This is a genomic window from Streptomyces sp. NPDC003038, assembly GCF_040611115.1.
Lineage (GTDB): Bacteria > Actinomycetota > Actinomycetes > Streptomycetales > Streptomycetaceae > Streptomyces.
The window spans coordinates 67,056-73,858 of record NZ_JBEXNN010000029.1; the positions used below are offsets into that span (position 1 = coordinate 67,056).

7 protein-coding genes are annotated in these 6,803 nt (G+C 72.8%); all 7 read left to right on the forward strand.

Going from position 1 to position 6,803, the window contains the following annotated elements; genetic code table 11:
• Window positions 1-64: 64 nt before the first annotated feature.
• The 7 genes from ABZX75_RS27620 to ABZX75_RS27650 are packed head-to-tail and all read left to right on the forward strand — an operon-like array spanning window position 65 to window position 6,299.
• A complete protein-coding gene (locus ABZX75_RS27620) occupies window positions 65-1,690 on the forward strand; it encodes an ATP-binding protein (RefSeq protein WP_355415135.1) in 1,626 nt (541 codons plus the stop codon).
• On the forward strand, window positions 1,687-2,088 hold the full coding sequence (locus tag ABZX75_RS27625) for a roadblock/LC7 domain-containing protein (RefSeq protein ID WP_355415137.1): 402 nt from the start codon (window positions 1,687-1,689) through the stop codon (window positions 2,086-2,088). Before ABZX75_RS27620 ends, ABZX75_RS27625 begins: the two co-directional genes overlap by 4 nt.
• Window positions 2,085-2,441 carry a DUF742 domain-containing protein gene (locus ABZX75_RS27630; RefSeq protein WP_355415139.1) on the forward strand — a complete coding sequence of 119 codons (357 nt, stop codon included), beginning with the start codon at window positions 2,085-2,087 and terminating at the stop codon, window positions 2,439-2,441. Before ABZX75_RS27625 ends, ABZX75_RS27630 begins: the two co-directional genes overlap by 4 nt.
• Window positions 2,422-3,051 carry an ATP/GTP-binding protein gene (locus tag ABZX75_RS27635; RefSeq protein WP_355415141.1) on the forward strand — a complete coding sequence of 210 codons (630 nt, stop codon included), beginning with the start codon at window positions 2,422-2,424 and terminating at the stop codon, window positions 3,049-3,051. The genes ABZX75_RS27630 and ABZX75_RS27635 overlap by 20 nt, the downstream gene beginning before the upstream one ends.
• Window positions 3,048-4,286 (forward strand): cytochrome P450, encoded by a 1,239-nt coding sequence (locus ABZX75_RS27640; protein ID WP_355415143.1) that lies wholly within the window; start codon window positions 3,048-3,050, stop codon window positions 4,284-4,286. Before ABZX75_RS27635 ends, ABZX75_RS27640 begins: the two co-directional genes overlap by 4 nt.
• Window positions 4,283-5,530: a cytochrome P450 gene (locus ABZX75_RS27645; RefSeq protein ID WP_355415145.1), complete on the forward strand. Its 1,248-nt coding sequence runs from the start codon at window positions 4,283-4,285 to the stop codon at window positions 5,528-5,530. The genes ABZX75_RS27640 and ABZX75_RS27645 overlap by 4 nt, the downstream gene beginning before the upstream one ends.
• A gap of 31 nt (window positions 5,531-5,561) precedes the next feature.
• Window positions 5,562-6,299 carry a DUF1838 family protein gene (locus tag ABZX75_RS27650; protein WP_355415147.1) on the forward strand — a complete coding sequence of 246 codons (738 nt, stop codon included), beginning with the start codon at window positions 5,562-5,564 and terminating at the stop codon, window positions 6,297-6,299.
• Window positions 6,300-6,803 lie beyond the last annotated feature (504 nt).

Below are 6,803 nucleotides of genomic sequence, written 5' to 3' on the forward strand. Positions count from 1 at the left end.
AGTTGGCCCTCGTTACCCATAGGGACCCTCTCCTCCATATACGCCCGGTATGAGGCTTTGATTGATGACGGCGCCGCCCTCCCCCCTTCGGCCCTCCGCGCTGGCCCTGCTGATCACCGCAGTGATCGCCGGCGCGCTCTCCACGGCGGCGGTGGCCGCGGCCCCGTCCTCCGTCCGTGTCCCCCTCGCCTGGTTCTCCGGGGCGGGCGCGCTGCTCCTCGCCGTAGCGGCCTTCGCCGTGGCCTGGTCGGCGCGCACCACCCGGCTGTTGCGGGCCCGGATCTCCGGCCTCGGCGGCGAACTGGCCGCCCGTGACGCGCACATCGCCCGGATGACCGCCGACGCGGCGCGCGGCGCGGCCGCGTACACCGCCGAGCGCGGTCGGCTGGCCGAAGCCCACGCCGCCGAACTGCACCGGCTGAGCGGCGCGCACGCCGCCGAACTCGACGAGCTGGTCGCCGCCCAGAGCGCCTCCCGCGAGCACCTCGGCAAGGAGCTGCGGCGCGCCGAGTCCGGGCGGGCCGCAGCCATGGCCGCCGCCGCCAACGCGGCCGGCCGGATGCAGGCCCTCGCCACCGGCATGCTCGCCGACCTCCGCGACATGGAGCACCGGCACGCCGACGAGGACGTCCTCGGCGACCTGCTCCACCTCGACCACCGCACGGCCCAGGCGGGCCGCCTCGCCGACTCCATCGCCGTGCTCACCGGCGCCCGTTCGGGCCGCCGATGGGCGAAGCCGATCGTCATGGAATCGATTCTGCGCGGCGCGATGGGCCGCATCGGCGGATACCAGCGGGTCCGGCTCCACTCCACCAGCGACGCCGCCGTCGCCGGGCACGCCGCCGAGGGCGTCATGCACGCCCTGGCCGAACTCCTCGACAACGCCGCGAACTTCTCCCCGCCGACCGCCGAGGTCCACGTCTACGTGGAGGAGGTGCCGGCCGGGATCATCATCACCGTCGAGGACAGCGGCCTGGTCATGAGCGAGGTCCAGCTGCGCCGCGCCGAACAGGCCGTGACCGCCGAGTCGCTGGACCTGGCCGGGCTCTCCGGCACCCGGCTCGGCCTCGCCGTGGTCGGCCGCCTCGCCCGCAAGCACGGGCTGACGGTCTCCTTCCGGCCCTCGGCGCGCGGCGGTACGGGCGCGCTGATGATGCTGCCGCAGGAGCTGATCAGCCGTACTCCCGCTGCCGCGCCCGCACCGGAACGGGCGCCCGGCACGACGTCGGCCCCCGCTCCCGCGGCCCTGCCCGGCGCCCCCGCCGAGCCCGGCGCCGCGGAGCGCGCGGGCGACCGTACGCCCGCCGGAGCCGGCACCACCCCGGCCACGGTCCGCGCGACGCCCGCATCCCCGGCCGCATCCCCGGCCGGATCCCCGGCCGGATCCCCGCCCCCGTCCCCGGCCGTCCCCCCGCCCGACCCCACCGGCGGGCTCCCGCAGCGCAGGCGCGGCCGCACCCTGGCCGCCGCCCACCCCGAGGGTCCCGACGCCGCGGGCACGGCGGCCCGCACGCCCACCCCCGCCACGCCCCCCACCGCCCCCGCCACGCCCACGGCCCCCACGGGCGCGTCCCGGTCGGCCGCCCGCTTCGGCAGCTTCCGCCAGGCGGTCCGCGGCGCCTCCGCGACACCCGCGCAGCCCGCGCCGTCCCCGAACCACCCCCCGCATCCGGAAGGCAACACGGAATGACCGGCTCCACCACCGACGAGACGCTCAGCTGGCTCCTGGAAGGCCTCCTGGAGCGCACCCCCGGCGCCCGGCACGCCCTCGTGCTCTCCCGCGACGGCCTCAAGCTGTGCCGCACCCCGGAGCTCTCCGTCGACCAGGCCGACCAACTCGCCGCGATCGCCGCAGGCATCCAGAGCCTCTCGCACGGCGCGTCCATCGAGTTCGGTGACGGAACCGGCGGCGTACGCTCCGCCATGGCCGAGTTCCACGGCGGGATCCTCTTCATCGTCGAGGCCGGCGAGGGCGCGCACCTCGCGCTCGTCGCCGCCGAGGACGCCGACGCCGGACTGGTGGGCCACAACATGGCGGAACTGGTCGAGCAGCTCGGCGAGCACCTCATCGCGCGGCCCCGGGGATGAGCAGGAACAGACCGGGCCGGGACGACTCCCCGGACCGGCTCTACACCCTCACCGGAGGCCGCAGCCGCTCCGACTCCGACGCCTTCGACCTCGTCACGCTGATCGTCGCCGAGTACGACCCGGTGCCCGGCATGCAGTCCGAGCACGCGGCGATCCTGCGGATGTGCCAGTACCCGACGGCGGTCGTGGAGATCGCGGCCGAGCTGCGCCTGCCGGTGTCGATCGTACGGATCCTCCTCGCCGACATGCTCGGCAAGGGCCGGATCAGCGCCCGCCACCCGCGTTCTGTGACGGCCCGCCTTCCCGACCTCGACATCCTGGAGCAGGTGCTCGTTGGACTCCGCAACCTCTGACCAGAGGGAAACCCGCCAGACCCTGCACAGCACCGCCGACAACGGTCTGAAGATCGTGATCGTCGGCGGTTTCGGCGTCGGCAAGACCACGATGGTCCGATCGGTCAGCGAGATCCGCCCGCTGAACACCGAGGAGACGATGACCAAGGCCGGTGAGGCCGTCGACGACACCGACGGCATCGCCGGGAAGAACGCCACGACCGTTGCCTTCGACTTCGGCCGCATCACCCTCGACGCGCACAACGTGCTCTACCTGTTCGGCGCCCCCGGGCAGGAGCGGTTCTGGTTCCTGTGGGACCGGCTCTTCTCCGGCACCCTGGGCGCCGTCGTCCTCGTCGACACCCGCCGGCTCGCCGACTCCTGGTACGCCATCGACCGGCTCGAACACCACGGCACCCCCTTCATCGTGGCCTGCAACGACTTCGGCGGCACCGAGCGGCACACCCCCGAGCAGGTCCGGGCGGCCCTGGACCTCCCGCCCGGCGTCCCGCTGGTGTTCTGCGAAGCCCGCTCCCGCGAGTCCGGCAAGCACGTCCTGATCTCCCTCGTCCAGCACCTGCAGACGGCCGTCCGTCCGAACCCGTCGAAGACCCCGGAGCCCACCCCGTGACCTGCCCATCCGCCCACGAGCCGCAGCCCGTCCCCCTGAGCGGTCCCCGGTTCCAGACCGACCCCATCGGCCTGTACCGCGACATGCGGCGCGACCACGGCGCCGTCGCCCCGGTCGTCCTCGACGGGGACGTACCGGCCTGGCTGGTCCTCGGCTACCGCGAACTGCACCAGGTCACCAGCGACCCGGTGCTGTTCTCCCGCGACTCCGACCTGTGGAACCAGTGGGACCGCATCCCCGCCGACTGGCCGCTGCTCCCCATGATCGGCCGCAAGCAGCCGTCCATCCTCTACACCGTCGGCGAACGCCACCGGGAGCGGGCCGCCGTGATCGGCGACGCCCTGGAGTCGGTGGACCCCTTCGAACTCAAGGGCCATGCCGAGCGGTTCGCCGACGAGCTGATCGACGCACTGTGCGGCAAGGGCGCGTGCGACATCGTCGGGCAGTACGCGATGCTCCTGCCGCTGCGCGTCCTCGCCCGCGTCTACGGATTCTCCGACGAGCAGGGCCCGGGCCTCGTCTCGGCCATGAACGACATGATCAACGGCCGGGAGGGGGCCCTGGAGGGCCAGCGCCACCTCGGCGAGTCGATGTACGCGCTGCTCGCCGCCAAGCAGGCCGCGCCCGGCCAGGACGTCGCCTCCCACATGCTCGCCAACCGGGCCGGCTTCACCGTGGACGAGATCGCCCAGGACCTGATGGTGATGATGGCCGCCGGCCACCAGCCCACCGCGGACTGGATCGGCAACTCGCTGCGCCTCATGCTCACCGACGACCGGTTCGAGGCCTCCCTGGCGGGCGGCCGGCACAGCGTCGGCGAGGCCATGAACGAGGTGCTGTGGGAGGACACCCCCACCCAGAACGTGGCCGGCCGCTGGACCTCCCGCGACACCAACCTCGGCGGGCAGCGCATCGCCCGCGGCGACCTGCTCCTGCTCGGGCTCGCCGCCGCCAACGCCGACCCGCACGTACGCACCGACGCGGGCGCCCTCACCGGCGGCAACAACGCCTTCTTCTCCTTCGGGCACGGCGAACACCGGTGCCCCTTCCCCGCCCAGGAGGTCGCCGAGGTCATCGCGCGCACGGGCATCGAAGTCCTCCTCGACCGGCTTCCGGACGTCGACCTCGCGGTACCCGCCTCCTCGCTCGCACGACGCCCGTCCCCCTGGCTGCGCGGCCTGTCCGAACTGCCCGTGACCTACACCCCGACCCCCGCCCTGGGAGTGACCCGATGACGTGCCCGATCGATCACGCCGCAAATCCCGGTGGCCCTGCCGCCATCACCCTGGACCCCTTCGTCGCCGACCTCGACGCGGAGAGCACCGCACTGCGCGCGGCCGGCCCGCTCGTACGGGTCGTCCTGCCCGGCGGCGTCGGCGTCTACGCCGTCACCCGTCACGCCGAGGCGCGCCGACTCCTGACCGACTCCCGCGTGGTCAAGGACATCAACGTGTGGGGTGCCTGGCAGCGCGGCGAGATACCCGTGGACTGGCCGCTGATCGGGCTGGCCAACCCGGGCCGCTCGATGCTGACCGTCGACGGCGACGAGCACCGCCGCCTGCGCACGCTGGTGGCCCAGGCGCTGACGGTGCGCCGGGTGGAGAAGCTGCGGGCGGGCATCGAGGCGCTGACCGCCGGCATGCTCGACCGGCTGGCCGCGCTGCCGCCGGGCGAGAGCGTCGACCTGAAGGCCGGGTTCGCGTACCCGCTGCCGATGAGCGTCATCAGCGAGCTGATGGGCGTGGACGCCGCCGACCACCCGCGGCTGAAGGAGCTCTTCGAGAAGTTCTTCTCGACGCAGACGCTGCCCGAGGAGGTGCCGCAGATGATGGCGGACCTCGCCGCGCTGTTCTCCCGCATCGTGGAGTCCAAGCGCGAGAACCCGGGCGACGACCTCACCAGCGCGCTCATCGCCGCCTCGCAGGACGGCGACCACCTCAGCACGGAGGAGATCACCAACACCCTCCAGCTGATGGTCGCGGCCGGCCACGAAACCACCATCAGCCTGATCGTCAACGCGGTCGTGGCCCTGGAGACCCACCCCGCGCAGCGCGCGCTCGTACTCAAGGGCGAGGTCCCCTGGGAGAACGTCATCGAGGAGACCCTGCGCTGGTCCACCCCGACCTCGCACGTGCTCATCCGCTTCGCCGCCGAGGACATCGAGGTCGGGAGGCGGATCCTGCCCAAGGGCGAGGGACTGATCGTCTCCTTCGGCGCCATCGGCCGGGACGAGGAGCAGCACGGCGACACGGCGGGCGAGTTCGACGTCACGCGCACCCCGAACCGGCACATCTCCTTCGGCCACGGCCCGCACGTCTGCCCCGGCGCGGCCCTCTCCCGGCTGGAGGCCCTCGTGGCCCTGCCGGCCCTGTACGCCCGCTTTCCGGACCTCACCCTGGCCGTCGCGCCCCAGGAACTCCGCAACAAGCCGGTGCTGACCCAGAACGACCTGTACGAGCTTCCGGTCCGCCTGGCGTGAGCGGCCCGGCGGCCGGGGAAGGGTACGCCGTATGACACCCGTTGAGCTCCTGCACGCCTTCGCCCGCACCCGCGCCTCGCTCGACGGCGGCGAGGTCACCTTCTGGTGGTCCGGCGACGTCTACTCCTGGGCCCCGCAGGAGCCCTACCTGCGCCTCTTCGGCTTCGAAGGGCTCAACGTCGCCCGCCTCGTCACGGACGAGGAGAGCGGCGGCTACCAACTGCTCTCCCGGGAGGCGGCGTTCTACCTGGACCCCGGGACCCGGGAGATCATGGAGACCTGGCAGGACAAGCCGGTCATCCACGTCTGGAACGATCCGGCGAACCAGAAATGGCGGCCCTTCCCGATCCCCGTGACACACCTCGGCGACCAGGTCTGCTTCAGCCTGGAGATCCCGCTCGCCTATCCCTCACCCCTCCCGGTCGAGGACTTCCCGGCGAACTCGGCGGACGACACCTACCGCGCGCTGGAGCTGTTCCAGTTCTTCGCGCCCGCGACCGCCCTCACCACCGACGCGGCGAGCGTCCCCTCGACGATGTCCTGGACGCGGATGTCCCCGTGGCTGCCCTGGATGGAACAGGGCGGGCGCCCCGGCGGCCTCACCTTCCACTGCCGGGGCCGGAAACTGGACTCCTACGCGGACGTTCCTGAGCGCACCCGTGCGTACATCCGCGACAACCATCCTCAATTCGCCCACGCTCCGGAGAAGTGGACCGACCCGAACGAAACCAGCTGGACGTACTTCCGTAAGCTCTCCTCGCCCCGGTAGATCAACCGGGGGAACGCCGGCACACGGCTTGGACGGATGGGGAGGGGGGACCGGTCATGACCGCTGCTCCGGCGCCGGCAGAGCCGCGCGAAGTCCGGCGGCCGAACGCGAAGCCGCGCAGCCGCCACGGCGAGCGCGGGGCGCGACGGCCGTACCTGCGGCGTGGCTCCCCGCGCGTGACCGGGCAGCCGGTGCGCACCCCGGTGTCACCCGGCGCCCCGGCCCGGACCGTAGCGGTCCGCGGTACGGGTGCCCGAGCCGCGCCGCCCGTCCTCGGCTTAGGTCGTCTCTTTCGGATCTTGCCGGGCCCGCGCTGCCCGGCACCGCACCTCGCTGTACTGCGTTCGCTTCGCTCACTGCGTCTCGGCTCCTCTTCGAGGACCTTGGCGGCCGAGCTGTCGGAAGCGCCCTAGTGTCCTGAGTCGGAGATTCGTCGTTGGTCTGGTGTGAGTCGTCCTGGACCGAAGATTCCGCCGGTGGTGCTGTCCGATGCCGAGCGGGCGA

Bases quoted from the DNA above. Each gene is read 5' to 3' on its own strand.
- ABZX75_RS27630 (WP_355415139.1), top strand. From the start codon at position 2,085: ATGAGCAGGAACAGACCGGGCCGGGACGACTCCCCGGACCGGCTCTAC.
- ABZX75_RS27645 (WP_355415145.1), top strand. From the start codon at position 4,283: ATGACGTGCCCGATCGATCACGCCGCAAATCCCGGTGGCCCTGCCGCC.
- ABZX75_RS27625 (WP_355415137.1), top strand. From the start codon at position 1,687: ATGACCGGCTCCACCACCGACGAGACGCTCAGCTGGCTCCTGGAAGGC.
- ABZX75_RS27650 (WP_355415147.1), top strand. From the start codon at position 5,562: ATGACACCCGTTGAGCTCCTGCACGCCTTCGCCCGCACCCGCGCCTCG.
- ABZX75_RS27620 (WP_355415135.1), top strand. From the start codon at position 65: ATGACGGCGCCGCCCTCCCCCCTTCGGCCCTCCGCGCTGGCCCTGCTG.